At 64.6% G+C, this 19,717-nt stretch carries 15 protein-coding genes; 12 read left to right on the top strand and 3 right to left on the bottom strand.

The features are described from left to right. Nucleotide 1 precedes the first annotated feature (1 nt). Both RALTA_RS13110 and RALTA_RS13105 read left to right on the top strand, forming a co-directional pair. Nucleotides 2-664, top strand: coding sequence for a LysE family translocator (locus RALTA_RS13110; RefSeq protein WP_012353922.1), 663 nt, complete (start codon nt 2-4; stop codon nt 662-664). Between the two features lie 104 nt (nt 665-768). Next, the gene (locus RALTA_RS13105) at nt 769-1,392 is read left to right on the top strand and encodes a LysE family translocator (protein ID WP_012353921.1); all 624 of its coding nucleotides are present in this window, start codon (nt 769-771) and stop codon (nt 1,390-1,392) included. A gap of 60 nt (nt 1,393-1,452) precedes the next feature. On the opposite strand, the gene RALTA_RS13100 is transcribed toward RALTA_RS13105, so the two are convergent. Both RALTA_RS13100 and ffh read right to left on the bottom strand, forming a co-directional pair. Then, a complete protein-coding gene (locus tag RALTA_RS13100; protein ID WP_012353920.1) occupies nt 1,453-1,995 on the bottom strand; it encodes a hypoxanthine-guanine phosphoribosyltransferase in 543 nt (180 codons plus the stop codon). A gap of 53 nt (nt 1,996-2,048) precedes the next feature. After that, nucleotides 2,049-3,443 (bottom strand): signal recognition particle protein, encoded by a 1,395-nt coding sequence (gene ffh / locus RALTA_RS13095; protein ID WP_012353919.1) that lies wholly within the window; start codon nt 3,441-3,443, stop codon nt 2,049-2,051. 143 nt (nt 3,444-3,586) lie between these two features. On the opposite strand from ffh, the gene RALTA_RS13090 reads away from it, so the two are divergent. From RALTA_RS13090 to RALTA_RS30280, 10 genes are all read left to right on the top strand, one after another. Next, nucleotides 3,587-4,534, top strand: a complete 948-nt coding sequence (locus tag RALTA_RS13090) for a cytochrome C assembly family protein (protein WP_012353918.1) — start codon at nt 3,587-3,589, stop codon at nt 4,532-4,534. A gap of 6 nt (nt 4,535-4,540) precedes the next feature. Beyond that, a complete protein-coding gene (locus RALTA_RS13085) occupies nt 4,541-4,858 on the top strand; it encodes a PP0621 family protein (protein ID WP_012353917.1) in 318 nt (105 codons plus the stop codon). Beyond that, entirely contained in the window at nt 4,855-7,002 is a 2,148-nt protein-coding gene (locus RALTA_RS13080; RefSeq protein WP_012353916.1) for a sensor histidine kinase, read from the top strand. The genes RALTA_RS13085 and RALTA_RS13080 overlap by 4 nt, the downstream gene beginning before the upstream one ends. Nucleotides 7,003-7,026: 24 nt before the next feature. Next, nucleotides 7,027-8,667, top strand: a complete 1,641-nt coding sequence (locus RALTA_RS13075; RefSeq protein WP_012353915.1) for a sigma-54-dependent transcriptional regulator — start codon at nt 7,027-7,029, stop codon at nt 8,665-8,667. Next, nucleotides 8,664-9,281 (top strand): 1,6-anhydro-N-acetylmuramyl-L-alanine amidase AmpD, encoded by a 618-nt coding sequence (ampD, locus tag RALTA_RS13070; protein ID WP_012353914.1) that lies wholly within the window; start codon nt 8,664-8,666, stop codon nt 9,279-9,281. The genes RALTA_RS13075 and ampD overlap by 4 nt, the downstream gene beginning before the upstream one ends. A 520-nt stretch (nt 9,282-9,801) precedes the next feature. Continuing rightward, on the top strand, nt 9,802-12,741 hold the full coding sequence (locus RALTA_RS13065; protein ID WP_012353913.1) for a ribonucleoside-diphosphate reductase subunit alpha: 2,940 nt from the start codon (nt 9,802-9,804) through the stop codon (nt 12,739-12,741). A 152-nt stretch (nt 12,742-12,893) separates the two neighbouring features. Continuing rightward, entirely contained in the window at nt 12,894-13,037 is a 144-nt protein-coding gene (locus RALTA_RS30645; RefSeq protein ID WP_167330448.1) for a hypothetical protein, read from the top strand. 145 nt (nt 13,038-13,182) lie between these two features. Continuing rightward, on the top strand, nt 13,183-14,367 hold the full coding sequence (locus RALTA_RS13060) for a ribonucleotide-diphosphate reductase subunit beta (RefSeq protein ID WP_041232384.1): 1,185 nt from the start codon (nt 13,183-13,185) through the stop codon (nt 14,365-14,367). A 198-nt stretch (nt 14,368-14,565) separates the two neighbouring features. Further along, nucleotides 14,566-15,318 (top strand): SIR2 family protein, encoded by a 753-nt coding sequence (locus tag RALTA_RS29085; protein WP_206777545.1) that lies wholly within the window; start codon nt 14,566-14,568, stop codon nt 15,316-15,318. Between the two features lie 52 nt (nt 15,319-15,370). Then, the gene (locus tag RALTA_RS30280) at nt 15,371-17,695 is read left to right on the top strand and encodes a P-loop NTPase (RefSeq protein ID WP_012353910.1); all 2,325 of its coding nucleotides are present in this window, start codon (nt 15,371-15,373) and stop codon (nt 17,693-17,695) included. Between the two features lie 392 nt (nt 17,696-18,087). Here the strand turns inward: RALTA_RS30280 and RALTA_RS13040 are convergent, their stop codons facing one another. Beyond that, entirely contained in the window at nt 18,088-19,677 is a 1,590-nt protein-coding gene (locus RALTA_RS13040; protein WP_277915542.1) for a M81 family metallopeptidase, read from the bottom strand. Nucleotides 19,678-19,717 lie beyond the last annotated feature (40 nt).

Here is a 19,717-nt window from a genome sequence, read left to right as displayed (position 1 = left end):
CATGGACATCGCGTTCGATCTTGCCCCCGGGGCGTTGCCATGGCAGCAATTCGCCATGGTGGCCGGCGCGCATGCGCTGGCGCTGCTCAGCCCGGGGCCGGATTTTTTCCTGGTGGTGCGCAGCGCGCTGCTGCACGGGCCGCGGCGCGCCAGCGCCGTCTGCCTGGGCATCGCGCTGGGCAATGGCGTTTTTATCGGCCTCGCGCTGGCCGGCTTCGCCGCGATGCGGGACTCGCCGCAACTGTTCGCGGCGCTGCAGTGGGCCGGCTGTGCCTACCTGGCGTGGCTGGGCTGGCGCCTGCTGAACGCCTCGGGCGAACTGTCGATGCCTGCGGCCGATGCTGCTGCGAGGCCCGCGCCCGCGGCCTGGCTGGCCCAGATGGCCAGCGGCTTCCTGTCTGCCGTGCTGAACCCGAAGAACGGGCTGTTCTACGCCAGCCTGTTCTCCGTCCTGGCCGCCAGCCGCACGCCGGCGGCGGTGCAACTGGCCTACGGGGTCTGGATGTTTGCCGTGGTGCTGGGCTGGGACCTGCTGGTGGCCTACGGCATCGGTCATCCGGCGATGGCGGCGCGCTTCGGGCGGTCGGTGCGGTGGGTCGAGCGCCTGACCGGAGTTGTCCTCTGGCTGCTGGCGATGGGCGTCGCCTGGCACGCGCTGCGGTGAGCGGACCTGTATCGGCGCATTTCCCTCAAAGTGTACCGGTACTGTACCGTTAAGTGGCCGTAGACTGATTTCCCGAAAGCACATGAACGCCGCTGGAGTCAGTCATGGAAGTGTCCCAACTCGCCGCCGGCACCGGTGTCTTTGCCGCCTTTGCCGGCTTTGCCCTGGTGTCGTCGATCACCCCCGGCCCGAACAACACGATGCTGCTCGCCTCGGGCGTGAACTTTGGTTTCCTGCGCACGGTGCCGCACCTGCTCGGCGTCAGCATCGGCTTCGCGCTGATGGTGGGGCTGGTGGGGCTGGGCCTGGGGTCGCTGTTCCACGCATTCCCGTGGACCTGGCAGGTACTGCGCGTGGTGGCGACGGTCTACCTGGTCTGGCTGGCGTGGAAGCTGGCCACGGCCGGCGGCGTGCAGGACCAGCAGGTGGCGCGGCCGATGGGCTTCTGGGCCGCCGCGGCGTTCCAGTGGGTCAATCCCAAGGCGTGGGTGATGGCGGTGGGCGCGTGCAGCACCTACGTGCTGCACGGCAACCTGTGGCTCAACGTGCTGCTGCTGTCCGGGATCTTCGGCGTGGTGAACCTGCCCAGCGTGGCGATGTGGGCGTTGTGCGGCTCGGCGCTGCGGCGCTGGCTGGCGCGGCCGAAGGTGCTGCGGGCGTTCAATATCGGGATGGCGGTGCTGCTGCTGGCTTCGCTGTGGCCGATTCTGGGGACGCACCAGGCTTGACCTGTTTTCTCCCTTCTCCCGCGGCGGGGAAGGGAGAAAACCGTCAGTCTTGCAGACGGCTCAAACCAGCGCCCGGATCGAATCCAGGTTCCGCCAGTATCCCTTGGCATCCATCCCGCAACCGAACACATAGCGATCCGGCACCGCAAAGCCGCAGAAATCCGGGTGCATGGGCTTGGGCTTGCTCAGCGTCTTCTCGCACAGCACCGCCGCGTGGAATTCCCGCGCGCCCATGTCCATGATGCGCTGGCGGATTGCGGCCATGGTCTCGCCTTCATCGAGGATGTCGTCCAGCACCAGCACCACGCGGTCCTTGACCGATTCGCGCGGGGCCACGCGCCATTGCATCTCGCCGCCCACGGTCTTGTTGTTGTAGCGCGAGAGGTGGATGTAGTCGAACTCCAGCGGGAACGCCAGCTTGGGCAGCAGCATGCCGGTGAAGACCACCGCGCCGCCCATCACCGACAGCACCAGCGGGAAGTCGTTGCCCATCCTGGCGGTGATGTCCGCGGCCATCCGGTCCAGCGAATCCTGGACTTCCGCGGCGGAGACGATTTCTTCGGAGTTGGCCCACAGCTCGCGGGCCTGTTCGGCGCTCATCATGATGTCTTTCCTGTTCTTTTGCGGGGAGGCAGTTCGGCTTGCGGCGGCGGGCTTCAGCGGTTGAAGAGGCCCTTCATGCCGCCCTTCATCGCGCCCATCTGGCGCATCATCTTCATCATGCCGCCGCCCTTGAGCTTCTTCATCATGGACTGCATCTGGTCGAACTGGTTGAGCAGGCGGTTGACCTCCTGCACCGGCACGCCGGCGCCCGCGGCAATGCGGCGCTTGCGGCTGGCCTTGATCAGGTCGGGCTTGGCGCGCTCGGCCGGGGTCATGCTGTTGATGATGCCTTCCATGCGCGCGACCTGCTTCTCGGCCTGGTCCATGTTGGCGCCCTGCGCCTGCTGGGCGAACTGCGCCGGCAGCTTGTCGACCAGGCTGCCCAGGCCGCCCATCTTCTTCATCTGGCCGATCTGCGCCTTGAAGTCTTCCAGGTCGAAGTCGCCGGTCTTCTTGATCTTCTTGGCCAGCTTCTCGGCCGCGGCCATGTCCACGCCGCGCTGGGCTTCCTCGACCAGCGCGAGGATGTCGCCCATGCCCAGGATGCGCTGGGCCATGCGGTCCGGATAGAACGGTTCCAGGCCATCCAGCTTTTCGCCGACGCCGACGAACTTGATCGGGCGGCCGGTGATATGGCGCACGGACAGCGCCGCGCCGCCGCGCGCATCGCCGTCCAGCTTGGTCAGCACCACGCCGGTCAGCGGCAGGGTGTCATTGAAGGCCTTGGCGGTGTTGACGGCGTCCTGGCCCAGCATGGCGTCGACCACGAACAGGGTTTCGGCGGGCTTCAGTTCGGCGTGCAGCGCGGCGATTTCCTGCATCATCGCCTCGTCGATACCGAGCCGGCCGGCCGTGTCGACGATCAGCACGTCGTGGTAATGCTTGCGCGCCCAGTCCACCGCCGCGCGGGCGATGTCGACCGGCTTCTGGTCCGGCTGCGACGGGAAGAACTCGGCGCCGACCTGCTCGGACACGGTCTTGAGCTGGGCGATGGCGGCGGGGCGGTAGACGTCGCACGAGACCGTCAGCACCTTCTTCTTTTTGTTTTCCTTGAGCCACTTGGCCAGCTTGCCGGCGGTGGTGGTCTTGCCCGCGCCTTGCAGGCCGGCCATCAGGATGATGGCGGGCGGCTGCACCGCCAGGTTCAGCTCTGACTCTTTATTGTTGCCGCTGGCGGCCTCGGCGCCGCCGATCACCGCGGTCAGCTCGCGCTGGACGACGCCGACCAGAGCCTGGCCCGGGGTCAGGCTGCTGACCACCTCTTCGCCCATGGCCTTTTCCTTCACGCGGGCCACGAATTCGCGCACGACCGGCAGTGCCACGTCGGCTTCGAGCATGGCAAGGCGCACTTCGCGCAGCATCTCGGCGGTGTTGGCCTCGGTCAGGCGCGCCTCGCCGCGCATGGTCTTGACCACACGCGCCAGGCGTTGAGTGAGATTGTCCAGCATGGCAGGAATCGGGGGAGAAGTCGGAGCAGGGCTCGGGGCTGAAAATCGGGACGCAGTCCGGCACACCGGGCGAGCCTGGAACACCGGTCACACCGGTTCAAGCAGGCCGCCACCGTCCGTGGGCACTAAGGTAAACTGCGTAAATGGTCATTGTACTGTATGCCCTGACGGCACTTCTCTATTGCGGCCTGGCCTGGCACGGCTGGGCCACGCGCCACCCGCGCGTGGCCGCTGCCGCCGGCTCCACCGGCGCGGCGGGCAACTCGGCCGCGGCCGTGCTGGTGGCGGGCGGGGGCCCCATCCCCCCGGCCGGCGGCGCTCACGGCGAGGGGCGCCCGGCGTGGTGGCACGTGCTGATGCTGGCCGCGCTGGCCAGCCACGGCATGCTGCTGCACGAAACCATCTTCCCGGCCGAGCGCATGATGTTCGGCTTTGCCTTTGCGCTGTCGGCCATGCTGTGGCTGGGCGTGGGCATCTACTGGATCGAGAGCTTCTTCTTTTCGCTGGCGGGGCTGGGCCTGATCGTGATTCCGGTGGCGCTGGTGGCCAGCCTGATGCCGCTGGCCTTTCCCGGCTCGCAGATCCTGGGCTACGCGGCGCGGCCGCTGTTCAAGCTGCATTTCATCATCGCCAACGTGGCCTACGGGTTGTTCACGCTGGCCGCCTTCCACGCCTTCCTGATGCTGCTGGCCGAGCGCCGCCTGCACGGCTTCCGCCACGCGCCGGCGCGGCCGTCGGCGCCGCAGCCCGGCCAGTGGCTGGGGCGCTGGCTGGACCTGCTGCCGCCGCTGCTGACGCTGGAGAAGCTGCTGTTCCGGCTGATCGGCGCCGGCTTCGTGCTGCTGACGCTGACCATCGGCTCGGGCCTGCTGTTTTCCGAAGAGCTGTTCGGGCGCGCGTTCCGGCTGGACCACAAGACCGTGTTCGCGCTGATCTCGTGGGCCATGTTCGGCGGCATCCTGGCCGGGCGTGTTTTCCGCGGCTGGCGCGGCAAGGTAGCGCTGCGCTGGGTCATCGCCTCGTTCGGCATCCTGCTGCTGGCCTATGTCGGCAGCCGTTTCGTGATTGAAGTCGTCCTGCACCGGCTCTGATTTGCCATGGCACGTATCCTGATCCTGCTGGCCGTGGTGCTGGGCGTCTTCTGGTGGCTGCGCGCCCGCGCCGAGGCCCGGCTGGCCGAGCATCGCGCCCGCCAGGCCCGTGAGGCCAGCGAACACGCGGCCGCTGGCATGCCCGACGCCGCCGCCGAGCGCATGGTCCAGTGCGCCCAGTGCGGCGTGCACCTGCCGCAGGGCGACGCCATTGCCTGGCGCGGCCTGCACTACTGCCGGCGCAGCCACCTGCCCGACGAAAGCCGCACCGAAAGTAGCGACGGCAGCGAGAGCGGCAGCGGCAGCAGCGGCCCGCGCCCATGACCCAGCCGGCGCCGTCGGCCTGGCAGCGGCTGAACGCCTGGCGCGGCCTGGCGCAGCTGTGGCGCCAGCCCGAACCGCCTGACTTCCACTGGCGCCTGCTGCGCTATTTCTGCTGGACCCGCGTCGCCGTGGGCCTGCTGCTGGTCGGCTTTGCGCTGATGCGACGCGGCGAGCCGCCCGCCGGCGTTTCCGGTACGGCCGCTTCCCCCTTCACTGCCGCCATCCCCGCCTTGCCTTTCGGCCTGGAGGCCATGGGCGGGATCGAGCATGCGGCGGCCATGGCCGTCGCCGTCCCTTACCTTGGCATTGCGCTGGCGATGCTGGCGGGCACGCTGTGGCGCCGGCATTTTCACCTGCGCGTGCGGGTACAGGTGCTGGCCGACCTGGCGCTGCTGGCGCTGGTCTTCAGCGTGCTGGGGCGCGGCGGGCACGCCGAGGGCCTGGCCATGATCTTCCTGCTGCCGGCGCTGGAAGCCGGCGCGCTGACCAGCCTGCTGTTCGCGCTGTTTGCCGCGGCGATCTCGGCGCTGGTGGTGATGAGCGGCCCGTTCATGCACACCATCCTGCTGCGCCAGGCCGATGCCGGGCTGCTGGGCTCGGGCCTGTTCGGCCTGGTGTTCATGATCGCCGCGCTGCTGATGTATATGCTGGCCAACCGGCAGATCGCGCAGGAGCGCCTGGCGCTGGCGCGAGAGCAGGAGCTGCGCCTGCAGCAGCTGGTCAACCGGCTGATGGTCAACGACATGCAGGACGGCGTGATGCTGGTGCGCGCCAACGGCGCGGTGGTGGCCGCCAATCCCGCCGCGGTGGTGCTGCTGGGCGTGCAGCCGCACGAGCGCATCTACTCGCGCAAGCTGGGCGGTGCGCCGGGCGGCGAAGCCGGGCAGGGCGGCGGCGATACCGTGCTGTTCGACCTGCGCCGCATCCCGCGCCTGCAGCCGCTGATGGAAATGCTGCGCGACTGGCTGCGCAGCAAGGACGACGTGCCGCGCATCCTGCAGCTGCTGCCGATGGCCTCCGGCCCCGCGCTGGCCGACGGCACCATGCAGCATACCCGGCTGCGGCTGCGCTTCGTGCTGCCGGGCCTGGCCGGGCTGCGCTCGACCATGGCGCATGGCCGCACCGTGCCGGCCGCGCTCGACACCGCCGCGTGGAACGAGCTGTCGCCCGAAGCCGCCGGGCGCCTGCGCCTGGCCATCGCCCAGAACGAGGCCATGGCGTGGTCGCAGGAGGATGAGGCGCTGTTGCGCAGCGAGATGCGCGACACCGTGCTGGTCCATATCGAAAGCTGGGAGCGCATCGCCGAGCAGGTGCAGCAGGAAAAGCTGGCCGCCATGGGCCGGCTGGTGGCCAGCATCGCGCACCAGATCCGCAATCCGCTGGCGGCGATCAGCCAGGCCAGCGAACTGCTGGGCGATTCCGGCCGGCACGGCCCTGAAGCGCAGGACCCGGGCAGTGCCGATGTCGATATTGACGCCCGCCTGCTGCGCATCATCCACGATAACGTGCGCCGGCTGGACCAGGTGGTGTCCGACGTGCTGCAGATGTCGCGCCGCCCGCGCACCGGCCGCAGCACCGTGCACCTGGCGCAGGCGCTGCCCGAGATCGTCGAGCGCTGGCGCGCCGAAATGCGCCAGCGCCGCCCGCGCGCCGGCGAGACCCGCCCGGCGGGCCGTGCGGACATCAATGCCAATGCCATCCGCCTGACCGTCGACGTGGCCCAGCCGGTGGTGTTCGACGCCTCGCAGCTGCAGCAGGTGCTGGGCAACCTGCTGGACAATGCCTGGCGCTACTGCAGCCGGCTGCCCGGCTCGATCCGGCTGCTGGCGCACGCGCTGGATCAGCATCATGCCGAGCTGATCGTCTGGAACGACGGCGCCGAGGTGGCGCGCGAACACCAGCGCAGCCTGTTCGAGCCGTTCTTCACCAGCAACGCCCAGGGCACCGGGCTGGGCCTGTTCATGGCGCGCGAGCTGTGCGGCGCCAATGACGCGCAGGTGCGCTACGGCACCATCTCGCTGCCGGCGCTGATCGAGCGCACCGGCATGCTGGCCTCCAGTGCGCGCGATACACTGCCGGGCAAGGCCTTCGTGCTGACCTTGCGCATCGAGAGCGCAGAGGCTGCCGCGGCGGCCGCCGTCTGACCTGTCTTTATCCAGCCACCACCCATGCCACCCCGACTGTCCCGCGCGCCCGATCCCATCCTGGTCATCGACGACGAGGCCGACCTGCGCGAGCTGCTGGACATCTCGATCCGCCGCATGGGCCATGACGTGGTGCTGGCCGGCTCGCTGGCCGAGGCGCGCGCGAAGCTGGCGCAAGGCCGCTACAGCCTGGTGCTGACCGACATGCGCCTGGGCGACGGGCTGGGCATCGAGATCGTGCGCCAGCTGTCGGCCGCGCCGGAACGCATCCCGGTGGCCGTGATCACCGCCTACGGCAGCGCCGACAACGCCGTCGAGGCGCTCAAGGCCGGCGCCTTCGACTACATCGCCAAGCCGGTGTCGCTGGAACAGCTGCGCAGCCTGGTGCTGAACGCGCTGGGCCGCCAGCCGCGCGACAACGCCGATGCCGACGCCGCCGCGGCGGCGGAGCAGGCCGCCGACCGCGCCGCGGCGCTGCTGCCCGGCCATTCCGCGGCGATGCAGGAGGTGCGCCGCTCGCTGTCGCGGCTGGCGCGCAGCATGGCGCCGGTGGTCATCAGCGGCGAATCCGGCAGCGGCAAGGAGCGCGCCGCGCGCGCCATCCACGCCACCAGCGCGCGCGCCGCGCATCCGTTCGTCGCCGTCAACTGCGGCGCCATCCCCGAGAACCTGATGGAGTCCGAATTCTTCGGCTACGTCAAAGGGGCCTTCACCGGCGCCGATGCCGAGCGCGGCGGCTTCTTCCAGGCCGCCAACGGCGGCACGCTGCTGCTCGATGAAGTGGCCGACCTGCCGCTGCCGATGCAGGTCAAGCTGCTGCGCGCGCTGCAGGAGCGCCGCGTGCGCAAGATCGGCGCCAGCCGCGAAGACGCCGTAGACGTGCGCGTGATGTGCGCCAGCCACAAGGACCTGGCGGCGATGGTGGCGGCCGGGCAGTTCCGGCAAGACCTGTATTACCGGCTGAATGTGCTGGCGCTGCGCATGCCCACGCTGCGCGAGCGTGGCGAAGACATCCCGGTGCTGGCCCGCGCCATCCTGGACCACCTGGCGGTGCGCTACGGCGATGCGCACCCCAAGCGGCTGTCGCCAGAGGCGCTGCAGCGGCTGGCGGCCTATCCGTTCCCGGGCAATGTGCGCGAGCTGGAAAACCTGCTCGAGCGCGCCTACGCGTTTGCGGAAAGCGATGACATCGCGCTGGCCGACCTGGGACCGCTGGACGCGGGCACCGGGCGCGCCGGGCTGATGCCGGCACCGGCGCCGACGATGGCGCCCCAGCCGATGGCGCCTTACCCGTACGCCCCCTGGGGCACCGGCGTGGTGGCGCCCGTGCCGGCCGCCGCAACGCCTGCGCCTGTACCGCCCCCGGCCGAACCGCTCCCGGCAGCCCCCGCGCACGCCGCACCCGAACCCGAGCCCGCCGGCGACCCCGCCGAGCGTGCCTGCCGCGGCATCGTCTTCCCGATCGACCTGCCGGCCAAACTGGAAGCGGTCGAGCGCGAACTGATCCTGCAGGCGCTGGCGCAGACCAACTTCAACCGCACCGCGGCCGCGCCGCTGCTGGGCCTGAACCTGCGCCAGCTGCGCTACCGCATCCAGCAACTTGGCATCCGCGAGGCCATGGACGCCGCCGACCGCGGCGCGGTGGAAGGCGAGGGCACGCCATGACCGCGCCCGCGTCCTCGTCGTCGTCCTCGTCCTCGTCCTTTCTGCCCGGCGCCGACGGCTGGGTCCCGGCCGCGCGCCGCGTGCCGTCGCCCAATTTCGACGCGCGCCCGGACGGCATGCCGGTGGACCTGGTGGTGCTGCACAACATCAGCCTGCCGCCCGGCCAGTTCGGCAGCGGCGACATCGAGGCCTTCTTCCAGAACCGGCTCGATCCGGACAAGCATCCGTTCTTTGCCACCATCCACCAGATCCAGGTGTCCGCGCACTTCCTGGTGACCCGCTCCGGCGAACTGGTGCAGTTCGTGCCGTGCACGCAGCGGGCCTGGCATGCGGGGCAGTCCGAGTTTTTTGGCCGGGCGCGCTGCAACGATTTTTCGATCGGCATCGAGATCGAGGGCACCGACGACGTGCCGTTCACTGCCGCGCAGTACAACACCACCGCCGCGCTGGTGCGGGCGCTGCGCGCCGCTTATCCCGTGCAGGCCATCGCCGGACATAGCGATATCGCGCCGGGCCGCAAGACCGACCCGGGACCGCATTTCGACTGGAACCGTTTTGCCCGGCTCGCGGGGGTTGCGCCAAACCTGTTACCCTACCGCCCCTCGCACGATTAAAGTGCGCGGCGGGGTTGCCACGGCCACATGTCGGTGCCATGTCACTTAGCCAATTCCCTACAATCGGGTGGGCTATCGGACCTCCGCTCTGATAAAAAAATTTTGCAGAAAATGTGCGCTTGCGCACGACTTGCCCCCATCCCTTGTCGTAGCGCGGTTCCCGGGAATGTGGCGCCGCCGCACACATGCCGCCGGGTGTGGCAACTACGCTTGTCAAGACTGGTTTTTCGCATTCGCTTCACTATACTTGGGCCAGTTTCTCGTATCGACCACTACATCTAGTAGTCAGACCGGGGAGCCGGCCCGAGTGTGAGGCAGCCATCGCATACCGTCATGACGGCAATGTGACATGGCAGCATCATCCCTCCGCGAAGCCGGCGCATCACCAAGAGTCCCTGGCGAAATGTCAGTCAAGGCAGTACGTCCAGCCCCCGAACATTGCGGGCCGGATGCGCTTTCCGCCGCATTTCGCCAGGGACTCTTTTGTCTCTAAATAGCCAGGGTAAAAACAGGAGTTCTCATGCAAACGGCACAGAACGAAATCACCACGGGTGGCGCCGCCGCCGGAGTTGCCAGCCAGGCCCCGACCACGCAGCAGACCCCCAGCGCCGCGACCTCGAATTACCCGGATCACAAGATCATTCGTCGCAACGGTGCCGTGGTGGCGTTCGAGCCGTCCAAGATCGCCGTCGCCATGACCAAGGCCTTCCTCGCCGTCAACGGCGGGCAGGGCGCCGCGTCGGCGCGCGTGCGCGAGATCGTCGAGCAGCTGACCGACAACGTGGTGCGCGCGCTGGTGCGCAGCCGCCCGAGCGGTGGCGCCATCCACATCGAAGACGTGCAGGACCAGGTCGAACTGTCGCTGATGCGCTCGGGCGAGCATGAAGTCGCCCGCGCCTATGTGCTGTACCGCGAGAAGCGCAAGGCCGAGCGCGCCAGCGCCAGCGCGCAGGCCGTCGCCCGCGTGCAGGAAGCCGGCATCAGCATCAACGTGACCGACGCCGGCGTGACCAAGCCGCTCGACATCGTCGCGCTGCACGCCCTGATCGACAACGCCTGCTCCGGCCTGGGCGATGCCGTCAGCGCCGAGCCGATCCTGAAGGAAACGCTGAAGAACCTGTACGAAGGCGTGCCGATGACGCAGGTGTACGACTCCGCCATCCTGGCCGCGCGTACCCTGATCGAGAAGGACCCGGACTACAGCCAGGTCACCGCCCGTATCCTGCTGCACACCATCCGCAAGGAAATCCTCGGCACCGAAGTGACCCAGGCCGAGATGGCCACCCGCTACGCCGAGTACTTCCCCAAGTTCATCGCGCGCGGTATTGCCGCCGAGCTGCTGGACGAGAAGCTGGCCACCTTCGACCTGGCCCGCCTGGGCGCCGCGCTGGACGCCGGCCGCGACTTCCAGTTCAACTACCTCGGCCTGCAGACCCTGTACGACCGCTACTTCCTGCATATCGATGAAACCCGCATCGAAATGCCGCAAGCCTTCTTCATGCGCGTGGCCATGGGCCTGGCGCTGAACGAGAAGGACCGCGAAGCGCGCGCCATCGAGTTCTACCAGCTGCTGTCGTCGTTCGACTTCATGTCGTCCACGCCGACCCTGTTCAACTCGGGCACCCAGCGCTCGCAGCTGTCGTCGTGCTACCTGACCACAGTCTCGGACGACCTGGAAGGCATCTACGAAGCGCTCAAGGAAAACGCGCTGCTGTCCAAGTTCGCCGGCGGCCTGGGCAATGACTGGACCAACGTGCGCGCACTGGGCTCGCACATCAAGGGCACCAACGGCAAGAGCCAGGGCGTGGTCCCGTTCCTGAAGGTGGTGAACGACACCGCCGTGGCCGTGAACCAGGGCGGCAAGCGTAAGGGCGCCGTCTGCGCCTACCTGGAAACGTGGCACCTGGACATCGAAGAATTCCTGGAGCTGCGCAAGAACACCGGCGACGACCGCCGCCGCACCCACGACATGAACACGGCCAACTGGATTCCGGACCTGTTCATGAAGCGCGTGATGGAAAACGCCGAATGGACGCTGTTCTCGCCGTCCACCTGCCCGGACCTGCACGACAAGGTCGGCAAGGCATTCGAGAAGGCCTACCTGGGCTACGAAGCCAAGGCCGCCAACGGCGAACTGAAGCTGTTCAAGAAGGTCCCGGCCATGCAGCTCTGGCGCAAGATGCTGGGCATGCTGTTCGAAACCGGCCACCCGTGGATCACCTTCAAGGATCCTTGCAACATCCGCAGCCCGCAGCAGCACGTCGGCGTCGTCCACAGCTCCAACCTGTGCACGGAAATCACGCTGAATACCAACGACAGCGAAATCGCCGTGTGCAACCTGGGTTCGGTGAACCTGGTGGCCCACCTGGCCAAGCAGGCTGACGGCTCGTACGCGCTCGACCACGCCAAGCTGCAGAAGACCATCCGCACCGCCATGCGGATGCTGGATAACGTCATCGACATCAACTACTACGCTGTCGAGAAGGCCCGCAACTCCAACCTGCGCCACCGCCCGGTCGGCATGGGCATCATGGGCTTCCAGGACTGCCTGCACGTGCTGCGCACGCCGTACTCCAGCGACGCCGCGGTGAAGTTCGCCGACACCTCGATGGAAGCCGTGTGCTACTACGCCTACCAGGCCTCCACCGAGCTGGCCGAAGAGCGTGGCCGCTACGAGACCTACACCGGCTCGCTGTGGGATCGCGGCATCCTGCCGCAGGACTCGCTCAAGCTGCTGGCCGAAGAGCGCGGCGGCTACCTGGACGTGGACATGTCCAGCAGCATGGACTGGACCAGCCTGCGTGCCCGCATCAAGCAGCACGGCATGCGCAACTCGAACTGCATCGCGATCGCGCCGACCGCCACGATCTCGAACATCATCGGCGTATCCGCGTGCATCGAGCCGACGTTCCAGAACCTGTACGTGAAGTCGAACCTGTCGGGCGAGTTCACCGTGGTCAATGACTACCTGGTGCGCGACCTGAAGGAACGTGGCCTGTGGGACGAAGTGATGGTCGCCGACCTGAAGTACTTCGACGGCTCGCTGTCGCGTATCGACCGCATTCCGCAAGACCTGCGCGACATCTACGCCACCGCGTTCGAAGTCGAGCCGACCTGGCTGGTGGAAGCCGCCAGCCGCCGCCAGAAGTGGATCGACCAGGCCCAGTCCCTGAACATCTACATGGCCGGCGCCTCGGGCAAGAAGCTGGACGACACCTACAAGCTGGCCTGGCTGCGCGGCCTGAAGACCACGTACTACCTGCGCACCATGGCTGCCACGCACGTGGAGAAGTCGACCGTGTCGCGCGGCTCGCTGAACGCGGTGTCGTCGGGCAGCGACAGCGGCTCCGCCCTGGACGCGGCAGCTGCATCGGCCCCGGCCATGCCGGAAGCCGAAGGCGCGGTCTGCACGATGCGCCCGGGTGACCCTGGCTTTGAAGAGTGCGAAGCCTGCCAGTAAAAGAAAAAGCCCGCGGTGGTGGAACACCGCGGGCTTTGCAACAAGGCTGAAGGTTAAGGCACTAGACCTTTGGCCCTCCGGCATCGTTGGGCAAACGGATCTTAGCACCGGAGCAAGCCAAGTTGGTGTGAAGCTTTTTGAAGGAGATTGGGATGTCCAAGAAGACCCCGCCCCCTCAGAAGATTGGCCGCGACGCAGGAACTGGGCAGTTCATTCCGGTGCGTGAGGCGCAGCGCCGTCCCAACACCACTACGGTGGAGACGATCAGGCGCACGCCGGCTAAGACTTCGAAGTAATCAGAAGTAACGGAAGGGCCGCAAGGCCCTTCTCTTTCCTTTGCAGTTTTTTTGAAGGCTGCGAAGGAAAGAGATGTAGAGATGCGCCCCTGTAGATGCTTAGTAGCTTACAGAATGCGATTGGACTGAATAGGAGAATATGACGATGCTAAATTGGGACGACGTTGACGCCACCTCGCAGGCCGCACCGCAGCCTCCCCTGCAACCTGCTGCCGCCCCTGCCACCGCTGACCAGCAAGGCGTCCTGCCGTCGAGCGCCACGCAAGCCGGCATCCTGGGCAACAACCCCAATGCCGCCGCCGCGCAAAGCAACCGGCGCGTCAACGCCGCCGACAAGCGCGTCATCAACGGCTCGACCGACGTCAACCAGCTCGTCCCGTTCAAGTACAAGTGGGCGTGGGAAAAGTACCTGGCCGGCTGCGCCAACCACTGGATGCCGCAGGAAATCAACATGTCCCGCGACATCGCCCTGTGGAAAGACCCCAACGGCCTGACCGAGGACGAGCGCCGCATCATCAAGCGCAACCTGGGCTTCTTCGTCACCGCCGACTCGCTGGCCGCCAACAACATCGTGCTGGGCACCTACCGCCAGATCACCGCGCCCGAATGCCGCCAGTACCTGCTGCGCCAGGCCTTTGAAGAGGCTATCCACACGCACGCCTACCAGTACATTGTTGAATCGCTGGGCCTGAACGAAGCCGAGATCTTCAACGCGTACCACGAAGTGCAGTCGATCCGCGACAAGGACGAGTTCCTGATCCCGTTCATCGACACGCTGACCGACCCGTCGTTCAAGACCGGCACGCCGGAAAACGACCAGAAGCTCCTGAAGTCGCTGATCGTGTTCGCCTGCATCATGGAAGGGCTGTTCTTCTATGTGGGCTTCACGCAGATCCTGGCGATGGGGCGGCAGAACAAGATGACTGGGGCTGCGGAGCAGTATCAGTACATCCTGCGGGATGAGTCGCTGCACTGCAATTTTGGGATTGACCTGATCAACCAGATCAAGCTGGAGAATCCGCATCTTTGGACGGCGGAGTTCAAGGCTGAGATTACGGAGTTGTTCAAGAAGGCGGTGGATCTGGAGTATCGCTATGCGGAAGACACAATGCCGCGTGGGGTGCTGGGGCTGAATGCGCCGATGTTCAAGTCGTATCTGCGGTTCATCTGCAATCGTCGGTGCCAGCAGATTGGTCTTGACCAGTTGTTCCCGAATGAGGAGAACCCGTTCCCGTGGATGAGCGAGATGATCGATCTGAAGAAGGAACGCAACTTCTTTGAGACGCGAGTTATTGAGTATCAGACGGGTGGGGCGTTGAGCTGGGATTGAGTTGGTTGTTTTTTGCTTTGATGATGAGAAATGGGAGCTGATGGCTCCCATTTTTCATAGCTAGAGAAAACAAGTGGCTGCAATCGGCCAGAATGGGCCGATCGACATCGGCCCTGAAAGCAGCCATCTGAAATCGTTTTCGGGTATGCTCCGGCGCAAATCTATTCCTTCACTTACCCCTAGTAATCACCTGTGACGATGTCCTTCGAGCTACTATCAAAAGAAGACCTTCTCATCGCCGCTGTTGCGACAAAGCGTCCCGTGGCCTTCCTTGTCGGGTCACCGCTGTCAGTGAAGGACGGCGTTGGTGTGCCTGGTGTAACGGAAATCCTGGACATCATCCGAGATGAGATTCGTGGCCGTGCTGCTTTCTCGCTCCCCAACTTTGATACCGCTCTGAGTGGAAAAGTAGGCGGCGATGCCTACCAAGAGGGGATGAAGTGGCTCGGTAAAAAGATGGGGCAAGACGCCATAAACGACGTTATCAAAACGGCCATTTTGAAAGCGCGTAAGGCAGGAATCGCGGAACCGCTGCCGGGCATGGATGGACACCCCGAGGAATGGAATATTCCAGCCGGGACCTTGAGTCTGGGTGAGATGGTGGCCGGTGGAAATGAGCGATTTCTGGGGCCAGTCCTCACAACCAACTTCGACCCGCTGATTTCATTAGCAGTTCGAAGCGCAGGAGGTCGATCCGGACGGCGAGTTTTGGCAGCCGACGGAACACTTGCTGGCCAAGCTGAGGATGAGCCTGGAATCTGCTCCATCGTCCACCTGCATGGATTTTGGCGCGATTCCGACACGCTTCACACTCAGGCGCAACTGACCAACCCTCGGCCGAAGTTGACCAAATCCCTGCAACGCCTCCTCCAAAGGCGTACGCTCATCGTCGCTGCCTATGGTGGTTGGGATGATGTCTTCACGCGGGCGCTGATCGAACAAGAACGATGAGCAGGCACCCCTCGATGTCCTCTGGTGCTTCTACGAGGCCAACGCAGACAGGGTGACGGAAAAGTACGGGAAACTCCTTGCTGCTGTCGAACCCGCCATCGCGATGAATCGATTCAGGGCGTTTGGCGGTATCGACTGCCACAGCATTTTTGGCGAGATTCTCTCCACGCTGCAGGAAATGGCGCCGGCCGCTACGGCTCCCTCGGCCGTTTCGCCAATTGCAGGATGGGAAATCATTGACGCTGCTTGCCTAGGTGCGCTACCACCGCTTTGCCACGACGATGTTATACGGTATTTCGATGGCGCAACCCCTACTTGGCGACATGCAGTGTGCGCAGGTATCCCGAGTCGGGCCGCTGTCGCAGAGATCGGCCGCCGCCTTGAGGAAGCCAGAAGCTCTAAGGCTGCCTGTTCGCTTCAGCTCATCCGCGCCGCCGGAGGCGAAGGCAAATCCACGCTCCTTCTACAAGCTGCCGCCGAATGTGCGAAAAGCGGAGACTGGAATGTCTTGTGGCGTCCAGCTTCCCGCATCGGTCTGCCCCCGGAGCACATCAGTACTTTGGATCCGACCAAACCTTGGCTCATCGTCGCCGACGATGCCGAAAATCTGGTTCGCAACCTCAGCGAGGCCGCTAGCCTCCTGCACGAAGCCGGCAGTACTCATGTTCACTTTCTCTTGGCTGCACGCGATACCGACTGGCGTCATAGCAAGGGTAACCAACAGCCTTGGAACACCTTGCTGACGAAGTACCCCGACATCCTACTTCGCGAACTGCAGCCAGAAGACGCGAACAGGTTGGTCGACGCATGGCAGAAATTTGGCAGCGATGGCTTGCGTAAACTCGCCTCACTAGCGGACAGGGGTAAGCAAACAGCCGCGCTCCTCGAAGCCATACAGGGAGCCGCCGCTGGTAATGAGGGCTCGTTCTTTGGCGGATTGCTCGATGTGCGATTTGGACCGGACGGATTACGAAGCCATGTCATTGCTCTGCTCCAGCGGTTGAAGCACACGAAGATTGCGGACAGCAACCATACTCTGTTTGATGCGCTCCTTTACGTCGCCGCCTGTCATGCGGTGGGTATTCCGGGTATTGACGACAGGGTTCTCGCAGACTTGCTTCGCGTGGAGCGCGACTGGATTCAGACTTGTGTTGTAAATCCACTTGGCGAAGAGGCCGCCGCCGTCCGAAGTGCGGGACATGTGTTCACCCGCCATCGCAACGTAGCTGCTGCCATCTTGGTTTCTGCCGAACAGGACTTTGGTGCGGATACCGCAGAAGTTTGGAGCGCCATTGTGCGCCAGACAGTGCGGACAGGCACGGAGGTTCAAATGGATCGCCGTTGGTTCTCAAGTATTATCCATGCAGGCCCGCGACTGCAGCGTGCACTGCCGTCTCAATTCTCCGAACAACGACGAAAAGAAATAGCCGTCTCGGCGGCGAAGGCCGATATTGCTGCTGAACCTGACAGGCTTTGTGCTCTGGTTGATCTCTGCAAGACTTACCGAAACGCGGGCGAGAGTGCAACGGCTGTCCAAGTGTTCCGGGAAAACGTGAGCGCTCTTCCGACGAAAATTGATTTTGATTCTGACGTTCGCGGCTACTGGTATGAGTGGGGAATCGCCGAAGGCTCCGCCGTAGATGATGCAGCACACCCCGCTGCAGATGCCTGGCTTCAAGGCTTGTCAGTTGCTGACCACCTGAAGACAGCGCCAATCACTACCGATCATGCAAAGCTAGGCTGCGCGGGCCTCGGTGTCGCCTTCGGCAAACTCGCTGAACCTCGACCAGACTGCCCGTATGCCCGTGCCCGCCGCGCCACCGCATATCTCGGCCGACTGACCAAGCCTGACCCGAAAACCCTAAGCTACTTCGACAAGCATGATCGCGATGCCGAAACGATTCACACGCCACGTCCGAGGAGCCTTGAAGAAGCTATCGTTTGGCTGACGACGGCAGTAGCCCAGGCGGGTCACGAACTTCAAGACCCGTTCCTGAAGGCCTTGGCCAAGCCCGAGCAAGTCTCCTTCGACATGCTCCGCAATCTTCTCAAGTCCGTCCAATCTCCACGATCAGGCTCCATGCGGCCCAGTCTCAAATCTGTCTCTAATGCATCGGCTGAGTTTGGTGGCAGGTTAATGCTGCAGAAAATGCACAGCGAGCTAAAAGAAAGGATCAATTCAGGCGTCGAGCGCGTATTGAAACAGGCATGGGAAGCGGTCCCGGATGATACCGCAGAGGAAGCCCGATTCAGCACAGCAAAGCGGAAGGCTGGGGAGGCGATTACTCGCCTTTCCCCTGCCATCCGGAAACAAGTCAAAGCCCACTTTGATTCAACAAATTGGGAACCGCTGAGATCACACAAGCCACAGACGTGACAAGGCGCATGTGGCCATGACTTACGAGTTACCCCAGAAGGTTGCCGAAGCACTAATACAGCATCGTTCGTCATATGAGGCCATCTTCACAAACGGGCTCTTTACGTCGGGCCTGTTTATTGAAATTTTAAACGTCCGCCCTTCGTACCCGCATTAATTTCCCGCGGTGGACAAGTCTGTCCGTAGCATTCCGGTTCCAGAAGAGTTGGAGAAAGCAGCCAAAGCCGACGTCATTGAGCGGGCAATAAAGGCTATCGCCAAGTGGGTTACTGCATTCCCACTGACCACGGACTCAACGTCTGATTCGTAGGATCGAACCGCTGTTGCATCGACCGGTTGAATCCGCAGTCGGTAGGGGCCGTATCCGGCGCCTACCGACTTGACAGTCTACGTTATTCCACCCAAATAATTACCCGCCGACGCTGAACTTTTACCTTCAGCGATTGGCCGACGCGGAATCCCGCCCGCTCCAACCAAACACCTCTCAACCGAATCCACGGAATCTCCCGCAGACCAGTGAAATTGTTGCTGCTACCTGGAACAACCGGGAAGTGGGTTCGGCTAATCTTGATTGTCCGAACGTGCGTGCCTGCAGATTTGGTTTTCATGGCGGCTTCCAAGAGAATGACCGCAAGCAGTCCGGGTGCGGTAAAGCCGCTGCAAGAGTGTGCGACTGCGCCGCCATCGAACTGCACCTCATTCGACAAAGGCCAAAACTCTCCGACCAGCCTTTCATGCGGGAACGACGCAATCGCAGCCGTACTCAAGCCTTCACAGTCGACGGAAATGATCTGCCTGGCCACCGTCCGATATCCAGCACGGAAGTGGTTGGCCCCCTTGATCGCAACGAGCTTGTGCCCAGTAACATCCACCCCATGCAGTACAAACGGCTCGACATCAAAAATCTGCTCCGCACGCGAAGCCACGATGACATCGACACCGTTGATGATGAGGCGACACATCACCCCCAGGTCGAAGCGAACGCCTTCGAACATCGAGCCGGCGCGATTCACGAAACGACCGTCCGTGATGCATTTCACATAGGCACCGGCCTTGATCGGCGCGCCCTGGAAGCGGCCTTGCTTGCCGCCCAGCGAGACCCTGATCGTGGCACCGACACCCGCGCGCTGTGCTTGTGCAACCACGGCAGCATCGTTGATCGACGCGAAACAGCACGTGCCGGCTGGCGGATTGGCGTCCAGTAACGCGCGAAGCAGATGCGTGCCGTCTCCGGGTGTGCCGCCGCCCGCGTTGTCTGCGTACTCGTTGACAACGACCGGCCCCTCTGCCGCCGACAGGGCAAGGGCGACGCCCTGTGCGGGGGTCGGAAACGTCGGACGGAACGCCTCGCGATGCGACCAGATCCATTGCGCGACTTCGTCGACGCAACGCTGCGCAAGCGCGGCGTCTCCGGTTGTGGTGCACACGACCGCCGGGCAGGGCGCCGCGATATCCGCGTAGGGGAAACCGTGGAACCACGAGCAGTCGATGACGCCGGGTTGTGCGGCCAGCTTCCGGCAAACGTCGTTGACTTCCGCCGGGATGAACCCGTCTTGTGTCGTCACGATGTACGGCAGCATCGGCAGGCGTCGCATTGCGGTGACCGGTGTGAGCTTGCCCCGAATCATCTCAAGCAGCAGCTCGACGGCTTCGATGCCCCGGTCATGGAAGTCGGTATGCGGATACAGCTTGCACGGCAACGTCAGGTCGCAAGCGTCGCGCATCGCGTCCGTCATGTTGCCGTGCAAATCGTAGACCGCGGCAATCGGGACACCCGGCCCGACCAGCGCACGAACGGCAAGCGCCAGATCGCCTTCGATGTCTTCAGTGCCGTCGGCGACACCGGCGCCATGCAGGGCCAGCAGCACGCCGTCAACCGGCAGCGCAGCGCGAATGCCTTCGAGGATGTCTTGCTTCATTGCGGCATACGCGCCGGCTTCGATCGTGCCCGAGGGCGTCGCCTGCCTGACATAGGTGGGAATGGGACTGCGCGAATAAACTTGCTTTCGCCGGATGGCGTGC

It is taken from the genome of Cupriavidus taiwanensis LMG 19424, from assembly GCF_000069785.1.
Taxonomy (GTDB): Bacteria; Pseudomonadota; Gammaproteobacteria; order Burkholderiales; family Burkholderiaceae; genus Cupriavidus; species Cupriavidus taiwanensis.
This window is presented reverse-complemented; position numbering and strand designations above follow the sequence as displayed.

Coding starts and splice junctions, on each gene's coding strand:
- RALTA_RS29085 (WP_206777545.1), top strand. CDS start 14,566: ATGTCCTTCGAGCTACTATCAAAAGAAGACCTTCTCATCGCCGCTGTT.
- RALTA_RS13110 (WP_012353922.1), top strand. CDS start 2: ATGGACATCGCGTTCGATCTTGCCCCCGGGGCGTTGCCATGGCAGCAA.
- ampD (WP_012353914.1), top strand. CDS start 8,664: ATGACCGCGCCCGCGTCCTCGTCGTCGTCCTCGTCCTCGTCCTTTCTG.
- RALTA_RS13100 (WP_012353920.1), bottom strand. CDS start 1,995: ATGATGAGCGCCGAACAGGCCCGCGAGCTGTGGGCCAACTCCGAAGAA.
- RALTA_RS13060 (WP_041232384.1), top strand. CDS start 13,183: ATGCTAAATTGGGACGACGTTGACGCCACCTCGCAGGCCGCACCGCAG.
- ffh (WP_012353919.1), bottom strand. CDS start 3,443: ATGCTGGACAATCTCACTCAACGCCTGGCGCGTGTGGTCAAGACCATG.
- RALTA_RS13080 (WP_012353916.1), top strand. CDS start 4,855: ATGACCCAGCCGGCGCCGTCGGCCTGGCAGCGGCTGAACGCCTGGCGC.
- RALTA_RS13065 (WP_012353913.1), top strand. CDS start 9,802: ATGCAAACGGCACAGAACGAAATCACCACGGGTGGCGCCGCCGCCGGA.
- RALTA_RS13075 (WP_012353915.1), top strand. CDS start 7,027: ATGCCACCCCGACTGTCCCGCGCGCCCGATCCCATCCTGGTCATCGAC.
- RALTA_RS13105 (WP_012353921.1), top strand. CDS start 769: ATGGAAGTGTCCCAACTCGCCGCCGGCACCGGTGTCTTTGCCGCCTTT.
- RALTA_RS30645 (WP_167330448.1), top strand. CDS start 12,894: ATGTCCAAGAAGACCCCGCCCCCTCAGAAGATTGGCCGCGACGCAGGA.
- RALTA_RS13085 (WP_012353917.1), top strand. CDS start 4,541: ATGGCACGTATCCTGATCCTGCTGGCCGTGGTGCTGGGCGTCTTCTGG.
- RALTA_RS13090 (WP_012353918.1), top strand. CDS start 3,587: ATGGTCATTGTACTGTATGCCCTGACGGCACTTCTCTATTGCGGCCTG.